Origin of the sequence: Paludibaculum fermentans, assembly GCF_051172195.1 — a bacterium.
Classification (GTDB): domain Bacteria; phylum Acidobacteriota; class Terriglobia; order Bryobacterales; family Bryobacteraceae; genus Paludibaculum; species Paludibaculum fermentans_A.
On sequence record NZ_JBPJAQ010000001.1, the window covers coordinates 1,658,704 to 1,673,904 of the forward strand.

The window sequence follows — 15,201 nt, forward strand, 5'->3', positions numbered from 1 at the left end:
CCGCTGCGCCGGCACACGAGCGGATATTTGGGTAGCTCCATATTGGATTTCGGGGTACGCGCCCGAGGTGGGTGCGTTACCTCGATTTCTGGATTTCTGCGAGGGATCGTTCGAAGCACTGACGTGAGCGAGAAGTCGCCGTCTCGGAGAATTGGTCGGATTACTCCTGGACCACACGCCATCCGGAAGTAAGGTCGGTCCCACTCCCCCGGAACCTGCCTCCACCGCGCATACCCTCGCCATCGCGACTGGGCCGTCCGGCGCGCACCCGTCACTGGTGCTCAAAACTGACAACCTCACAGCCCGGCTCTTCCAACCTCACAAGGCCTGACTCGCATGAGGTGAGCGCCATGGAACGAGTGCAGAGGCCAGTAGTGGAAAAGCCGGCGGCGAACATCCCGAAAGGTCCAAAGCCGTTGCCCACTCGGGCCTTCCCCTCGATCTTGCCCCGAAGCTGCTCACGGGTCTGCACGTAGCCCACCAGGATCACCGGCACCCTCGTTCCTGGCAACTCCGCCGATAACGCTTCGAGGTGCCGGCGAAGTTCCGAAGACACCACCCAAACGTACAGCGTGCTCGGCCACTCGATCCCGCCTGTCCTCAGCGCGGACGGACAACTCTCGCAAGCAGCCCGCAGATCACCCGTCTTGACATCAAGGGTGCCCGCCACCGAAATCAGCTTGCCCCGCAGCTTCTTCGCATGCTGCATCACATCGCAAACGCTCCGAACCCTCAATCCCTCAGAGCCCGGTTTTGTCTCAGGCTTCTGGGCCCAACAGGAGGTCGCCACGACAACCAGGAGGACCAATTTGGCAATTCTGGGAACCCAGGATTCCGTTCGCATGGATCTAGTGAATCACGACTCGCGAAGCCCCGCCCGCTCGTGTGAGAGGCCGGGCTCGACAACAGAGGCGCCCCGGCGTGGTCACTGCGGATCAGCGCGATCAGGCGCCTCACCCCGGCCCCCACGCTTCAAGCGGAACGAGCCCCACCGCTCGCCACCGCCGCGTCCATCGGCACTGCGGCCGACTTTGGACGGCAGTCCGGATACCGGCCCCCTGGCGCGCACACTCCACCTGTTTCCGGGAAGCTCGCAGCGCCGGGCTAGTAATACACGGAATATATGTTCACTCCGGTCATGATCCGTTGGGCAATCTGTTCAGGCTTCCAGCCCGCTTTGAACTCGAGAGTCCGCAGTTCTTCCGGCAGCGTGCCGACGACTCGCCACTCCAGGGAATTCGATACAACCCAATCCCCGTATTGCCCCGGCTGTTTATCGCACGCCGCCTTTGTGGAGGACCGCATCAACGGCATGATGGGAACCGGCTCCGGCGGGCAATTACCTAAGAACTTCCATTTGCCACCCTTCACCGAGTGGACAACCGAGCTCCCAATTGGAGGAAAGAGGGCGGAGGCACCGCTGAGCAACGGCATCTCGCAGGGAGCAGCCAGTATGACATCCAGCACTTGAACGAAATCGCCCCACGGAGCTTCATGCGCCACAAACCACGCATGCCCCCATCGCCCGTCTGGCAGCGGAATCGCATAGTAGTCCCCAATCTTCGGCTTCCTGCTTCTCTTGCCCGGCCGGGCGGCAAAAGTCGTCAGGCCCTCTTCATAGGCGAATAACGCAAAGGACACACCGGATCGGCAATCGTCCGCTATGTCCCGAAGGTTGATCCTGATGTCTTTCATCTCGTGGCGCAGGGCCAGCAATTCACACGCCTTCAGGAAGGGGCGTGGCCGCGCCACCTCGAAATAGAGGACCAGTGTTCCTCCGCCGATCTCGTGGCCCTGGTAGTCAACACTCGTCCGGCGGGCGAGCATGTCCAGGAAGAGCCGCTCCATCCGATCTGCGTCCGCAAGTCCTTGCGCGTCTGGAAGCCCCTCACTCTGCAAGGGGATGGCAATCTCGATTGTGCAAGCCATGGCGATCCTCTCTAGAATGCCAGCTTGCTGGGCCCGGTAGGTCCTCGCCGCCACCTCCAGGAAACCCGCTTTCGCAGGAAGTTCGAGCCGGAAACAGGCCAGACCGGAGCAGGCAACTGCGTTCCACCCCCCAGCCCCTCACCGTGCTGGCCGGCGCAGCATCACCACCGTCACATCTTTCTCTACCCCCTCGCCCGGCCCGCACCCCTCCGCAATCGCAAGAGGAAAGTAGCCGTCTTTCTCCAGCCACCCGGAAGACTTCGCACCGAACTTCACAGATTGAAAGATTCGGCCAAATCGGTCGCTTTCCTTCGGCTCCGGCGCTGCGGTAGAAACATTCAAGCCGTGGAGGTGGACGCCCTCCACCGCATTGCCGCTGGCGCTCTCATCCCGTACTCGGATCGTCAGCCTGCAACTGAATGGGATCGCCCATTCCTCACCTGCGCAGTTCTCGTACGTCACGAAAACCTGCCGGGTTCGCAGCCAGTACCGCTTCAAGTAGCGAACAGTCACCGCGCTACATCGATTGCCGCCGACGCGAATCTGAATCAGCCGGGCTGGCGCATCACAGAGCCTGGCTACCCCTCGCTTGTCGGTGAGTGCTACCCCGAAGACGCTCCCGTCCTCATCAACCCCTTCTACCCCTTGCTCCTCAAGAAGGGAGCCGGCAGGGGATCGCACCACCACTTCGAACGCACAGTAGCTGTCCGATGCCTGTGCCTTCATCCCGGCAGCGAACACCAGGGCGGCAGTGATCACTAATGCGAGTCTCACGCCAACTGCATTCATAGTCTCGGTCTCTGGCCGCCCACAAGTTCCTGCTGCGCCTTCTGTCTCAGATGGGACGGCGCGTCATGTCGATCAGCCGGCTCACGCACAAGCGTATTCCCGAAAAGTCGCTCATACACCCCACTTCAGAAGGTCCCGCTTCGTTGCCGCTGAGGATAAGTCACCCGGCATTTGCCGGATGTTCCGGGTACCGGACTCATCAGCGGATGACCTCCAGCTTGCCGAGCCTTACCGCCAGATCAGCTTGAACAGCACATCCTGTCCTTCCACCCAGCAATGCCCCTGCGCGCAGGTCGCGTAAGTAATCCGAACAGGCGCCTTCAACTTCTGCCAGGTCGTCCCTCCGTCGCGGGTCTCGAACAATGTGCCCTGGCCGCCCAGCGTCCACCCGATCGACTCTGTCGCAAAGTAGACCCAGCCCCAATGACCGAAACCCACAATTCGGGACCAGATCTCGTCCTTTCTCACCAACTGCTGCCAATGCTGCCCACCATCCGTCGTCTTGAGGATCTCTCCATTCTCGTAGCCGATCCATCCAATCTGATCGTTCCCATCCAGGAAGTGCAGATTGATAGGTGGCGCCACCCAGCCTGCACCCGCTCGGTTCGCGACAGGAACGCGTTCAATCGGGGCCTCCAGCCAGTGCCGTCCTCCATCGTCCGTCCGCAGAATCGAATTCTGAACGACGGCCAGGCCGCGGCGCCCGTCAAAGAAATGGAGGATCTGAACCGGACAGCCATTTCTGATTGGGAGCGGTTGCTCCACCCAGGCGGCGCCGCGTTTCGGCCGGTAATAGATAACAGGATCAAACTGAGGATTGCCGGGGCGCGCCACACAGGCATCCGGGCCGCCCCTGGGCGAGCGCTCCACTCGCTCCTTCATTCCACCCATCCAAATGGCCTCGCCATTGCGCAAGGAGAAGAAGGATTCCTGGTACCATTCCGCTGTCGGCAGCGGAGTTTGCTCCACCCAGGTCCTCCCGCCGTCACTGGTTCGAAAGACCGTCTGTATGTTGCTGGAGCCAAGCGCATCCCGTGGAGCGAGCCACAGCCACGCCTCCGAGGCTGAGCGGGATTCGAACCCTCGCATCTCATAGCCAGTCGACCCGGCCAACGCGGGCGTGGTCAACTCTGCCCACGTGACGCCCCCGTCCGTCGTTCTCCACACGTGCCCTTGATTGTTCGACGACCAAGCCACCAGGGGAGAGACCAAGATCGGGGCGCCGTGGCGCATCGGCCCAACCTCCACGAATCCAGTCCGCCCGGTCTGGCCCGGCAGCAGGACACACGCGAATAGCCCAATAACAACCAGTTTCATTCCGTCACTCTTTCGGCCAGGACAGAAGACTGATGACAGCTCGCCCCTCTCCGAGTGTATGGGCAAACATTCAATCGCAACCAATGCCGATAGGATCCGTATACTTCACGAATATAAAGAGTATGAGGGTCTATTGGTGGCATGGTGGGATCGAGCTCATTCCGCGCGGCGCGTAGCTGCTAAAGGCGAGCGTGGGATAGCATCGGACGAACTTCACTATCTGGTGTGAGAAGTCGGTCCAACGCAACAGCCTCCATTAGCTGCTCGATGAGATAGGGATCTGTCGTCTTCACCAATCTAGCGAGCCTTGAGTGGAGTTGCTCAATCCCCTCAGCAGTCTCCAGATGCCAATCGGAAAGCATGATCTTCTAAAGGCGCGGGGTTAGCGCTCGACTTGGTCGGGCTTGGCGCATTTCGCGCGTTCACGCCTAAACCCACTTCGAGGGCCTTGCAAGGACTCGGCCATTTAGTTGGGTGATCTGCTCCGGGAGCTGTGCAGATGCGAGCTTCTGCCGACCGAGCGGGAAATGGCCATGAACAACCTGCGCGAGCTCTTCTGATCTTCGATTGGGCGGAAATGCCGCAATAATTCGCTTTGTCGGGAAAAGTCGCCTAATCGCTGAAACGGGTGGGACTAGGTCGCTATCAGCCGTAATCAGTATCGCAGTGTCGAACGCATCCTGAAAGGCATCTACCATCATCTCGACCGCGATATTTACATCTGTTTTCTTCTCGCTTGGGACCATGTCAACCCGATGGCAAGACTGGCATTCTCGAGCCTGGGTCTGATACTTCCCGTAGTAAAGTCCAAGGGCCGCTCCAGCGTGCAGCGAGAGCGCGTCAATATACGTTGACTGCCGTTCCCGCTTCTCGACGGGGGATGAGATCCTACTGGTGAAATACTTGGTCTTCTGAAGCATCTGCCCATCTAGCAGCAGGGAAGTGGAGAGCTTGGGTAAATCAAGCCAGAGGTAGCGGCGAAGCTTTGCGTCCCTTATTCCAAAGTAGAGGTTGAACCCGTCTATGTAGGAAATCACCCTTGTCGGCATAGCTGTCGCTGGCTTTTCTGGGCTTGACAAGGTATCGCTCGCTTGATAGGCTCTTATTGCACATCCCCCGAGATCGTATCTCGGGGCCTACGCCCCCAGCCAATGGGGGCGTTTTCATTTATTGGCGTGCTGCCAATATATCATGCGCAAGTTGAGCGCTCCGCCTCGGCTGTGTTCACAGGCGAAGCAACAATTATCCTCCCGACCTGGCGTGGTCACCCTGCTCATATCCGCACTCAAGAGGACTCCTAGTTCATCGAACAGCTCCCACCACCAGCCGCCCCCTATTTCTTCGGCGCCGGCTCCAGCTTCCCACCCCAACTCAATAGGTTCCGGTAAGCCCACTCCATGCTGAGGTCGATCGTGGACGAGGACAGTGCCCCGGTTACCGTCTTGATCTCGATGCGGTACTTGCCAGTCGGAACAGCCATCGCGTACTCGCCCATTCCGTCCGTAGAGGTGCAGCCCACCCGGCTGGAGCCTTTCTCCGTATACGCACAAATCAAGGCGTCCTTGAGAATCCCCTCAGGGTTCCGCAGCGTTCCGGAGAGAATCGACTCCAGCACAACGCTGTCGCCCCGGACGTCGCCCAGGGGGAGCGTGAATACCAGTTCGGTTTTCCGTCCAGCCTCAACTCGAACTGGTGAGTACCGCACATTCAAAAAGCCGGTAAGTCCGGCCTCAATCGCGTAGAGTCCCTCGGGCATCGCCAGGCAGGCCAGTCCGCGCGCGTCCGTCATGGCGTGGTAGCTCTGCATGGGCGAATGGGGGCTTTCTCCTGGGCTGCCAGCTCACCGCATTCACCCACGCATTCGGCAAGGGCGGCCGGTCGCTTTGATCCTGGACGCGGACGCACACTGGGCCTCCGTCCACTGTCGTCGAAAAACAGGCGGCCGCCGAGGCCAGCACCAGGCCACTGCGGACTCTCTCGGAACCCATCGCATCCTCCCACTACCGTCTCAGCCAGCATCATAGTATTCCGCTGGCTCCTCCGGCCTGCCTCAAACCCACTTCTCCCCAGAATTCGGCCCTCCCGGAAAGCGGTCACAGCCTTCCGAAATAAATCTTACGCCCGTAACTCATTGCAAATCAAAGGACTCTGGCCGAACCAGCAACCGCCTCGCAGCCATCCCGCTCACCCGCCCCCTACACTTTGCCCCGAGGTGAAATATGTCAGATAAAACGAAATCTGATCGGGCGCGCGCCAACGGCAAACGCTCGAACGGCCCTGTTACGGCCGAGGGCAAAGCCCGCTCCGCCCAAAACTCGAAGAAGCACGGCCAGTACGCTACACCTGTCGCCGTTGCCCACGTCGCTGTCCTCAGGAACGAGGATTGCGCCGCCTTCAACAATCTCCTGGCTCGCCTGAACCAGGACCTCCTTCCCACCAACTCCTCCGAGTGCTCCCTCGTCCGTGAACTCTGCGCAATCGAGTGGAGGCTCATCCGCAACATGGCCCTCCGGACCCGCGCCATCGACATCCAGATCGCGGCCGAAGGCGCAGCTATCCGCCGCACCCAGGGCTCCCTCCGCGGCGTCGAGCCCATCGACCTCACCGTCATGGCCGTGGCCAAGCTCCTCGAGACCTCCAAACTCCTCACCTACTCCGATCGCGAACTCGCCCGGCTCCACCGCGCCCGGCGCGACATCCTCAACACACTTTTTTCACTCCGGAAGCGCCCGCAGGGTGTCGTCAGATCGCAGGAACCCGCTATGTTTCAAGAACTTGACCGCAGCATCGAAGCAGGCTACCAGACCCGGAACGAACCAACCGAACTCGACCCATGGGAACCCCAACCCTCACCCGAAGACCCGCAGCCGCAGGCCGACGAAACGCAGCACACCCCACAGCCGGAGCAACCGTCTCCCGAAACAGCCGAAGTGAAACCCAATCTCGCTGAAGACCCCGGTAGCCCGGCCCGCTTCCCCGTCACTCTCCTCGCCAAAACGCCCCAATCCAGCCCGGCGGCCCATCCGGATCACTCAACTGGCGACTCCAACGAAGGCCCCACCCGCCTCGAAGGGAGGCCCGCGGCCTGAACTCCCCTGCCTGGCCCCGCCTTGCTCCCCTCACAGGATCATGGCTCGCGCCTCGGCCAGCCGGAATCGCGCCTCCTCGGGAGAACTGCGTCATGACGTTCCTGATCGGCAAATACGAACACCTTCAAATGCCGGCCCAGCTCCAGCTCTATCTCCTTCAGCAGGAAGAGCGTAGCTCGGGGGCCGCCAGGATCCGGGGCAACCACGCCCGCGCCACAGGACCGTCCGGATTGCTCCTGCCCTCCCCTCCACCACCGCTCTCCCAGTGGGCCGCCCAGGCCCTCGACTTCCACCCCTTCCCGGCCCAGGCCGAAATCCTCGATTGCCCGGACTCCCACGTCATGCTCTGCTGCACCCGCCAGTTCGGCAAAACCACACTCACCGCCCTCAAAGCCGCCTATCACGCCCTCACCAACCCCAACACCAATGTGGTCGTCGGCTCCCCCAGCCAGCGCCAGTCGGCCCGTCTGGTCTACAAGGCGGGCGAATTCCTCCGCCGCGCCGGAGTCCGCATCCGTGCCACCAGCGAAGGCACCTACGGAGCCCGCCTCCCCAACGGAAGCTGCATCTACGCCCTCCCCAGGCACGAGACCACCACCCGAGGCTTCGACTCCGTCTCCCTGCTCATCTTCGAGGAGGCCGCCTACACCCGCGACGCCTTCTACCACATGGCCACGCCGTTCCAGGCCGTAGTCCGCAACCGCTCCCTGTGGCTCATCTCCACACCAGCCGGCAAATCCGGCTTCTTCTACGAGGAGTGGTCCGACCCGGCCCGCACCAAGTGGCGCCGCTTCCGCGTCCCCGCGTCGGACTGCCCCCTGATCGACGCCGAATTCCTGGCCGAGGAACGCATCCGCAAAGGCGAAACAATCTTCCGCAACGAGTACGAATGCGAATTCGTCTCCGACGCCACCCAAATCATCACCCGAGCCCTCTGGGACTCCGCCCTGGACGAAGACGACGTCCCCTTCAACGGAGGCAAACCCCTATGGAACGACTAACGAAAGCCCCCGGGGACGTTCATCCCTGGCCCAAAGCGCCGAAGATCCAGAACCCAATGGAAACCCCCAGGTGGCCAGGGTGTGAACGTCCCCCCTCCGAAGAACCCGAAGCGTCAGCCCCCAAACCTCCAACCCCCTCCAAAACCGTGGGGCGAGCCCCCAGGCTTGCGGGCCGGCAATCGTGCCGGCCATCTTCCCCCGCAAACAAGCGCAACCACCCCCACCAGGGCCACCGCCCATGAGACGCCTCCCCCCGCACCTCTACTTCGGCCTCGACCTCGGCCAGCGCCGCGACCCCTCCGCCCTCGCCATCCTCCAACGCATCCACGAGCCCACCGGAGAACGGGACCCGTTCACCATGGAGCAGCAGTGGAAGCTCTACTTCCGCCTCCGCCACGCCGAACGCTTCCACCTCGGCACCCCCTACCTCACCATCGTCGACCGCGTCCGCGAACTCCTCCGCGACGGCGACGGCGCCCTCCGTGCCGGCTGGCCCTTCGCCCCAGGCCAGCTCACCGATCCCGACAAAACCCTAGTCGTCGACGCCTCCGGACTCGGCGCCCCCGTCGTCGAACTCTTCCAGCGCGCCAAACTCCACTCCTCCCTCATCGCCCTCACCATCACGGGCAGTGGCTCCCCTCACAACAACGGTGCCTACCAGGGCAGCGGCTACACCGTCCCTCGCCGCGACCTCGTCACCAACCTCCGCCTCTTCCTCGAACGCGGCATCCTCCGAATCCCCACCCACATGCACGCCTTCGACGACATCCGCGAAGAACTCCTCAACCTCCAGGACGAGGCAGGCCACAACCGCGACGACATGGCCATCGCCCTCGCGCTCGCCGCCTGGTGGGCCTCCAGGAACGTGCAGCTATGAATCCGCAACCGGCTGAAAACACAACATGTGTCACGTTACATAACCTCCATGTCTCCACCTGTCTCTCACGTACGTCCGCCCTTCCGGCGGACTCTGGGCATGCGAGGCCGAAACGATGAAACGAAAAGCAATTCAGACCGCCGGCGCACTGTTGGGAGCCTGCCTCCTGCTGGCCGGCTGCGCCAATAAGAGGATGCAATACCATCCGCCCGCCGCCCCCCAGTTGGCCCAGGCCGAGACCTGGAATACCCCCCCGGCTGGCGGAGCCAAGGCCAGCCCCACCGACGACAGGACCCTCGCCCAGTGGTGGTCCACCCTGGGCGACCCCACCCTCACCGCACTCGAGGAACGCGCCGTCAAAGGCAACCTCGACCTGCGTCAGGCCGAGATGAAGATCCGCCAGGCCCGTGCCCAACGCGAAAGCGCCCGGGCCGACCTCTACCCCACCGTCACCGCCAGCGGTTCCGCCACCGGCAGCCGCGCCAGCACCCGCGCCAACGGCGAACTCGGCCAGTCCTACTCCGCCGGAGTCTCCGCCAGTTGGGAACCAGACTTCTTCAACAGGATTCGCGGCACCGTCGCCGCCTACTCCGCCGATCTCGAGGCCGCCCAGGAAGACCTCCGCAACGTCCTCGTCAGCCTCACCGCCGAGGTCGCCCTCAACTACGTCGACCTGCGCTCCTACCAGTCCCAACTCGCCATCACCCGTGCCAACCTCGCTGCCCAGCAGGAGACCTACCAGTTGACCGTCGCCAAACACGAAAGCGGCCTGGCCACCGAGCTCGATGTCCAGCAGGCCGCCCTCTCCGTCGAATCCACCCGCGCCGGGATACCAACTCTCGAAACCGGAGCCCAGAAAGCGCTCAACGCCATCTCCGTTCTCGTCGGCGAACGGCCCGGAGCCGTCGACGCCCTGCTCGGCACAGTGCAGCCGGTGCCCGTCATCCCCGCTGAAGTCGCCGTCGGCCTGCCCGCCGATCTCGTCCGGCGCCGCCCCGACATCCGCGGAGCTGAGCGCCAGGTCGCCGCTCAGTCCGCCCGCGCCGGCGTCGCCGCTGCCAATCTCTACCCGTCGTTTACCTTGTCCGGCCTGCTGTCCTTCAGCTCCATCGACATCTTGAACCTCTTCACGCCCGCCACCCTGGCCGGCAGCCTCGCCGGATCGGTCCAGCAGACCATCCTCAACCGCCGACGCCTGCGCGCCCAGCTCAACATCCAGGACGTCCTGCTGGAACAGTACGAAACCGCCTACGAAGGCACGGTCCTCGGCGCCATGCAGGACGTCGAAGACGCCCTCAAGGCCTTCGCCAATGAACAACTCCGGCGCAAGTCGCTGGCCGATGCCGCCGCCGCCGCCGAACGTGCCGCGGGCCTGTCACGCAATCTATACAGCTCCGGACTGAAGGACTTCCTCACCGTGCTGGACGCCCAACGGTCGTTGCTGAGCCTGCAGAATCAACTGGCGCAAAGCGATGCCGCCATCACCGCCAACCTCATCCGGCTTTATAAGGCCCTGGGCGGCGGGTGGAGCTGAGGGCAATTCCGCCCACCCGGTCAACAGAACGAAAGGAGATATGGTCATGACAACCTCAGTGGTCGAAGTTCAGGAAAATCTGGGTCTCGCGCCCGGCAAACGCCGCTGGAAGCGCATCCTCGGGTGGCTGGTGTTTCTCATCCTGCTGGGCATCGGCGCAGCCATCCTCGTCGGCCGCTATCAGGCCGCCGCGGCAGAGCCGTCCGTGCACTACCGCACCGAACAGGCGCGTACCGGCGACCTCACCGTCACCGTCACCGCCACCGGTCAACTCCTGCCCACCCGCACCGTCGATGTCGGCAGCGAGGTCTCCGGCATCATCGACTCCGTCCTGGTCAACTACAACGACTACGTCAAGGTCGGGCAGGTGCTCGCCAAGATCAATACAGAGAAGCTGGAAGCGCAGGTCCTGCAGGACCGCGCGTCGCTCGAAACAGCGCGCGCCAAGGTGCAGGACGCCAGGGTGACCGTCGAGGAGACCGAGGCCGAGTACAAGCGCATCGAAGCCGCGCGCGAACGCTCCAAGGGCCAACTCCCCTCCCAGCACGACCTCGACACCTCGAAAGCCGCCTTCGGCCGTGCCAAGGTAGCCGTCACCAGCGCCCAGGCTGCCGTCACACAGGCCGAAGCCACCCTGGCCATCAACCTCACCAACGTCGCCAAGGCCGTCATCAAGTCGCCCGTCGATGGCATCGTCCTCGCCCGCAACGTCGAGCCCGGCCAGACCATCGCCGCCTCGTTCTCGGTCACCACCATGTTCCAGTTGGCTGAAGACCTCACCCGCATGAAGCTGCAGGTGAACATCGACGAAGCCGACATCGGCGAGGTCAAGGAGGGCCAGAAGGTCACCTTCACGGTCGACGCCTACCCGGGGCAGAAGTTCCCCGGCCGCATCACCCAGTTGCGCTACCAGTCCACCACCACCAACAACGTGGTCACCTACCTGGCCGTGATCTCCGTCGACAACCAGAAGCTGCTGTTGCGGCCGGGCATGACCGCCACTGCCACCATCACCGTGCAGTCCCTCACCAATGCGCTGCTCGTACCCAATGTCGCTCTTCGCTTTGAACCATCCGCGCTCAACGCCGGCGGCCAGGGCGATCAGCGCAGCTTCTTCCGGAAACTGATGCCCGGGCCGCCCCCCATGCCGCAACGCAAAGCGGAAACGGAAGACCCCGTCGCCGCCGGCCCCCGGGTCTGGGTCCTCCAGGGACAACAACCCGCGGCCGTGCCGGTGAAGACAGGCGTGACCAACGGCAAAGTGACCGAGATTCGCGCCGGCTCACTGGCCGCCGGAGTCCCACTGATCGTCGAAGCCGTAAAGGGGATGAAATGAAACCCGAAGACACACCAATCCTCGATGGCGCCCGGGAACCGGCGCTGATGGAATTTCGCAAGGTGGAGAAGGTCTACGGCCAGGGCGACGCCTCCATGCTGGCGCTGGCCGGAGTCGACTTCCGCATCGAAGAGGGCGAGTTCGTGGCCATCATGGGCCCCAGCGGCTCGGGCAAGTCCACCTGCATGAACATCCTGGGCTGCCTCGACACGCCCACCGGCGGAGCTTATCTCTTCAAGGGCATCGACGTCGGCCTCCTGCCGCGCAAACAGCGCGCCCGCCTCCGCCGCTACTACCTGGGGTTCGTCTTCCAGGGTTTCAACCTGCTGGCCCGCACCTCGGCCCTGGAGAACGTTGAACTACCCCTGGTCTACCGCGGCACGAAATCGTCTGAACGCCGCGAACGGGCCGCCGTCGCGCTGCAGACCGTCGGCCTGAAGGGCTGGGAAGATCACACCCCGGCCCAGCTCTCCGGAGGCCAGCAGCAGCGCGTCGCCATCGCCCGCGCCATCGTCACGGAACCGGCCGTCCTCTTAGCCGACGAGCCAACGGGGAACCTGGACTCGGCCCGCAGCAAGGAGATCATGGAGCTCCTCTGCCAGCTCAACCAGCAGCGCGGCATCAGCATCGCCATGGTGACCCATGAACCGGACATGGCAGAGTACGCCAGCCGCACCATCACCTTCCGCGACGGCCTGGTCTCCTCGGACGTAGTCCGTCCAGCCAGAACAGTCCTGGCGCGGCAGTGAAGCGAGGAAATCAGAATGAAGCTCCACCCCAAGCCGCCATCCCAAAACCGCCCCGCAAAGCGCCGCGACTCCAAACGGAGCCGCGACCGTCAGGGAGCGGGCACAACGCCAATCGCCTCCCAAGCGAAGCCCCGCGAATCCCAGTCCGCAACCACCCGCGACTCCAAACGGAGCCGCGACCGTCAGGGAGCGGGCACAACGCCAATCGCCTCCAAGGCGACCCGAAGGGAGCCCCGCATACTCCAACCCAAGCGCAAACAACCCATCGACTCAAGGCAGTAACACCCAGGAAAGCAGGCAAATCATGTTATGGGACGCAATTCTACTGGCCCTCTCGGCCATCCGCCGCAACGTCATGCGCTCGACACTCACCGTGTTGGGCATCATCATCGGGGTGGCCGCCGTCATCATCATGGTCACCCTCGGCAACGGCGCGACAGCCCGCGTTGCCTCCGAGATCTCCAGCCTAGGAGCCAACATGCTGATGGTCATGCCCGGCCAGGAACGCCGCGGCATGGGCGGCGGCATGCGCGAAGAAGCCAAGCTCTTCGAAGCCCCTGACGTCGAAGCCCTGCGCGATGAGGTCCCCGGAGTCACCGCCGTCGCACCCACGGCCTCCAAGTCGATGCAGGTCATCTTTGGCAACACCAACTGGTCCACCACGGTCAACGGAATCGACAACTCCTACTTCAAAGTGAAGACTTGGCCCCTCGCCAGCGGCCGTGAGTTCTCTGATGCCGAGCTTAGCTCCGGTGGAGCCGCATGCATCCTGGGCGCCACCGTGCGCAAACAACTCTTCGGTACGCAGGATCCCATCGGCGTGAACGTCCGCCTGCAAGCCATCTCCTGCCAGGTAGTCGCGGTGCTCGAATCGAAAGGCCAGTCCGGCATGGGCATGGATCAGGACGATCTGGTCCTCACCCCGCTGCGCACCTTCCAGCGCCGCATCTCAGGCACCCGCTACATCAGCAGCCTGCTCGTGGGCATGCGGCCCGGCTCCATCTCCTCCGCCGTCGTGGCCGACGTCCAGCGCCTGCTGCGCCAGCGCCGTAAGATCCAGCCCCATCAGGAGGACGACTTCATGGTGCGTGACCCGCAGGAACTCATCAGCACGCTCACCGGCACCACCCAACTGCTCACCATGCTGCTGGGCGCTGTCGCCGCCGTCAGCCTGCTGGTCGGCGGCATCGGCATCATGAATATCATGCTGGTTTCGGTCACGGAACGGACCAGGGAGATTGGGGTCAGGCTGGCGATCGGGGCGTTTGAAAATGACGTGATGACGCAGTTCCTGGTCGAGGCGGTGGTGCTCTCTTCGCTCGGCGGAGCCATGGGCCTCGCCTTGGGCTTGCTCGTCTCCGTCGCCGGCGCCAAGGCGCTCGAAGTGCCCTTCCAGCCCGACATGCGCATCGCCACCATCGCCTTCATCTTCTCGGCGATGGTCGGAGTCCTGTTCGGCTTCGTGCCTGCGCGCAAAGCCGCCCAGTTGGATCCCATCGAGGCGCTACGCCATGAGTAAGGGTCTAGCGAGTCGGGTCGCGCCAAGCCGCGCCAACATGGTCGGTCAGCGGACGCCGCGGAGCCTTCCGGCGGTGGGCGGCTTCCACCCGTGCCGCCGCACATTCGGCATAGCGGCTCATATCGGCCTCGGCATAGGTGAAGGAGTGGCTCGTCGTCGCTTCGTAACCTTGCTCCAACACCGACCGGCACAGCAGCGGCAACTCCTGCAGCCGGATGCCATACTGGCGCGACATCGCCAGGTTCGTCGTAACGCTATAGGGAGTGCGGCTGCGATCCGCCGCAATGCCCTCAAACGCAAAAACGCGCGAACCCAGAATCTCTTTGAACCCGGTCAATACGAACTGCATCTTCGGTTTCTCCATTCGAGTTCTCCTCTCCCTCTCGCCAATCAGCGATTCGGTGCCCGCGGGTGCTGCCCCGTGGGCTTGTACTCGTGCACCAGGCTGGCTAACCTCACTGCCTGGCGGGCTCGATCGCAGACCTCAAATACAAATCCGGTAGGCATATGGCCGGCCGCCTGGCCGCTCCACAACTCCATCCGTTCCAGAAGTGTGTCCTGTATGTTTCCGGCTTCGCCGATGTATAGCCACTCCCGTGCGTTCGATAGCCCGAACACACCAGGCAGCGCCGGCGCGTGCTCCCGGATGGAACTGATCGTGAACGGCCGTGGAAACGGTCGCTCAAATGGCATGCATGGTCCTGTGTTGGATGTGCTTCGACTTCATCCCGTCTTCTTCCCGGGAGGAACGCCCCGCACCTTGTCCTGGTCCAGGATCGCTTTGAGGCGGGCTACCAGGGACTTGCCCAGGGTAATGTCTTCCGATTTGGAGACATGGCCCGGCATCTTGGGATCAATGAATTCACGGCGGAATAGTTGGTCGGAAGCCAGGGAGACCAGCAGCTCAATCTCACGGGTGCTGAGCTTCACCGTCTTGAGCATCACTCGCCGCCTGCGCGGCGTCCCGTAGGGATTCCCACCAGCAGGACCGATGACGGCCTCGCGACTTCAGGACACGAACAGTCCTCTGACATGGCAACCTCCTCCGGTTGTCGGGTTGT

Annotated in this window: 16 protein-coding genes; 7 read left to right on the forward strand and 9 right to left on the reverse strand. The window is 63.0% G+C overall.

Annotation, left to right across the window (positions count from 1 at the left end; genetic code table 11):
• Window positions 1-271: 271 nt before the first annotated feature.
• From ACR9Y2_RS06745 to ACR9Y2_RS06770, 6 genes are all read right to left on the reverse strand, one after another.
• On the reverse strand, window positions 272-709 hold the full coding sequence (locus tag ACR9Y2_RS06745; protein ID WP_435040291.1) for a hypothetical protein: 438 nt from the start codon (window positions 707-709) through the stop codon (window positions 272-274).
• A gap of 395 nt (window positions 710-1,104) precedes the next feature.
• The gene (locus ACR9Y2_RS06750) at window positions 1,105-1,929 is read right to left on the reverse strand and encodes a hypothetical protein (protein ID WP_435040292.1); all 825 of its coding nucleotides are present in this window, start codon (window positions 1,927-1,929) and stop codon (window positions 1,105-1,107) included.
• A 138-nt stretch (window positions 1,930-2,067) separates the two neighbouring features.
• Window positions 2,068-2,703 (reverse strand): hypothetical protein, encoded by a 636-nt coding sequence (locus ACR9Y2_RS06755; protein ID WP_435040293.1) that lies wholly within the window; start codon window positions 2,701-2,703, stop codon window positions 2,068-2,070.
• A gap of 243 nt (window positions 2,704-2,946) precedes the next feature.
• Window positions 2,947-4,035, reverse strand: a complete 1,089-nt coding sequence (locus ACR9Y2_RS06760) for a hypothetical protein (protein WP_435040294.1) — start codon at window positions 4,033-4,035, stop codon at window positions 2,947-2,949.
• A gap of 428 nt (window positions 4,036-4,463) precedes the next feature.
• On the reverse strand, window positions 4,464-5,084 hold the full coding sequence (locus tag ACR9Y2_RS06765) for an NYN domain-containing protein (protein ID WP_435040295.1): 621 nt from the start codon (window positions 5,082-5,084) through the stop codon (window positions 4,464-4,466).
• A 284-nt stretch (window positions 5,085-5,368) separates the two neighbouring features.
• Complete coding sequence (locus ACR9Y2_RS06770; protein WP_435040296.1) at window positions 5,369-5,842, reverse strand: carboxypeptidase-like regulatory domain-containing protein; 474 nt, start codon at window positions 5,840-5,842, stop codon at window positions 5,369-5,371.
• Between the two features lie 412 nt (window positions 5,843-6,254).
• Between ACR9Y2_RS06770 and ACR9Y2_RS06775 the strand changes: the two genes are divergently transcribed.
• The 7 genes from ACR9Y2_RS06775 (at window position 6,255) to ACR9Y2_RS06805 (ending at window position 14,140) form a co-directional block, all read left to right on the forward strand.
• Entirely contained in the window at window positions 6,255-7,124 is an 870-nt protein-coding gene (locus tag ACR9Y2_RS06775) for a hypothetical protein (RefSeq protein WP_435040297.1), read from the forward strand.
• 92 nt (window positions 7,125-7,216) lie between these two features.
• Entirely contained in the window at window positions 7,217-8,125 is a 909-nt protein-coding gene (locus ACR9Y2_RS06780) for a terminase large subunit domain-containing protein (RefSeq protein ID WP_435040298.1), read from the forward strand.
• Between the two features lie 238 nt (window positions 8,126-8,363).
• The gene (locus tag ACR9Y2_RS06785) at window positions 8,364-9,002 is read left to right on the forward strand and encodes a hypothetical protein (protein WP_435040299.1); all 639 of its coding nucleotides are present in this window, start codon (window positions 8,364-8,366) and stop codon (window positions 9,000-9,002) included.
• Window positions 9,003-9,117: 115 nt separating this feature from the next.
• Window positions 9,118-10,536, forward strand: a complete 1,419-nt coding sequence (locus ACR9Y2_RS06790) for an efflux transporter outer membrane subunit (RefSeq protein WP_435040300.1) — start codon at window positions 9,118-9,120, stop codon at window positions 10,534-10,536.
• A 46-nt stretch (window positions 10,537-10,582) separates the two neighbouring features.
• Window positions 10,583-11,872: an efflux RND transporter periplasmic adaptor subunit gene (locus ACR9Y2_RS06795; RefSeq protein WP_435040301.1), complete on the forward strand. Its 1,290-nt coding sequence runs from the start codon at window positions 10,583-10,585 to the stop codon at window positions 11,870-11,872.
• Complete coding sequence (locus ACR9Y2_RS06800) at window positions 11,869-12,621, forward strand: ABC transporter ATP-binding protein (RefSeq protein ID WP_435040302.1); 753 nt, start codon at window positions 11,869-11,871, stop codon at window positions 12,619-12,621. The genes ACR9Y2_RS06795 and ACR9Y2_RS06800 overlap by 4 nt, the downstream gene beginning before the upstream one ends.
• A 304-nt stretch (window positions 12,622-12,925) precedes the next feature.
• Window positions 12,926-14,140 (forward strand): ABC transporter permease, encoded by a 1,215-nt coding sequence (locus ACR9Y2_RS06805; RefSeq protein ID WP_435040303.1) that lies wholly within the window; start codon window positions 12,926-12,928, stop codon window positions 14,138-14,140.
• Window positions 14,141-14,144: 4 nt separating this feature from the next.
• Here ACR9Y2_RS06805 and ACR9Y2_RS06810 read toward each other — a convergent pair whose 3' ends face one another.
• From ACR9Y2_RS06810 to ACR9Y2_RS06820, 3 genes are read right to left on the reverse strand one after another with little or no spacing between them, the layout of a single operon-like run.
• Window positions 14,145-14,504, reverse strand: coding sequence for a hypothetical protein (locus tag ACR9Y2_RS06810; protein WP_435040304.1), 360 nt, complete (start codon window positions 14,502-14,504; stop codon window positions 14,145-14,147).
• A gap of 26 nt (window positions 14,505-14,530) precedes the next feature.
• The gene (locus ACR9Y2_RS06815) at window positions 14,531-14,833 is read right to left on the reverse strand and encodes a hypothetical protein (RefSeq protein ID WP_435040305.1); all 303 of its coding nucleotides are present in this window, start codon (window positions 14,831-14,833) and stop codon (window positions 14,531-14,533) included.
• Between the two features lie 30 nt (window positions 14,834-14,863).
• Window positions 14,864-15,082 carry a hypothetical protein gene (locus ACR9Y2_RS06820; RefSeq protein WP_435040306.1) on the reverse strand — a complete coding sequence of 73 codons (219 nt, stop codon included), beginning with the start codon at window positions 15,080-15,082 and terminating at the stop codon, window positions 14,864-14,866.
• Window positions 15,083-15,201: the final 119 nt, after the last annotated feature.